Origin of the sequence: Bartonella refiksaydamii (assembly GCF_902652675.1) — a bacterium.
Taxonomy (GTDB): Bacteria; Pseudomonadota; Alphaproteobacteria; order Rhizobiales; family Rhizobiaceae; genus Bartonella; species Bartonella refiksaydamii.
The window spans coordinates 1-1,019 of the sequence record NZ_LR736386.1; the positions used below are offsets into that span (position 1 = coordinate 1).

Consider the following 1,019-nt stretch of genomic DNA (forward strand, 5'->3'; position numbering starts at 1 on the left):
ATGGCAAAGAGCAAATTTGAACGTACGAAGCCGCATGTTAACATTGGAACGATTGGTCACGTTGATCATGGGAAGACCTCGTTAACAGCAGCAATTACGAAATATTTTGGTGAATTTAAAGCGTATGACCAAATTGATGCGGCACCAGAAGAGCGTGCACGTGGAATTACCATTTCTACAGCGCATGTTGAATATGAAACAGAGAAACGACACTATGCGCATGTTGATTGCCCTGGTCACGCAGATTATGTAAAAAACATGATCACGGGAGCGGCACAGATGGATGGAGCGATTTTGGTTGTTTCTGCTGCTGATGGTCCGATGCCTCAAACGCGTGAACATATTTTGCTTGCACGTCAGGTTGGTGTCCCAGCGATTGTTGTTTTTCTCAATAAGGTTGATCAGGTTGATGATGCTGAACTTTTGGAGCTTGTTGAGCTCGAAGTACGTGAGCTTTTGTCAAAATATGATTTTCCAGGTGATGATATACCAGTTGTTAAAGGTTCAGCGCTGGCAGCTCTTGAAGATAAAGATAAAAGCATTGGTGAAGATGCGGTTCGTCTTCTGATGAGTGAAGTTGATAATTATATACCAACACCTGAGCGTCCAGTTGATCAGCCATTTTTGATGCCGATTGAAGATGTTTTTTCGATTTCGGGACGTGGTACGGTTGTTACTGGTCGTGTTGAGCGTGGTGTCATTAAAGTTGGTGAAGAAATTGAGATTATAGGTATTCGTCCGACATCTAAGACGACGGTTACAGGTGTTGAAATGTTCCGCAAGCTTTTAGATCAAGGGCAAGCTGGTGACAATATTGGTGCATTGCTTCGCGGGGTTGATCGTGAAGGGATTGAGCGTGGACAAGTTTTGGCGAAGCCTGGTTCAGTTACGCCTCATACGCGCTTTAAAGCAGAAGCTTATATTTTGACGAAAGATGAAGGTGGACGTCATACTCCATTTTTCACGAATTATCGTCCTCAATTTTACTTCCGTACAACGGATGTTACGGGGATTGTTAC

At 43.6% G+C, this 1,019-nt stretch carries 1 protein-coding gene; it reads left to right on the top strand.

The genetic code is table 11. The annotated features are described in order from the left end of the window. The coding region (gene tuf / locus GQO39_RS08675; RefSeq protein ID WP_156851793.1) for an elongation factor Tu at positions 1 to 1,019 on the top strand (1,019 nt) is incomplete at its 3' end.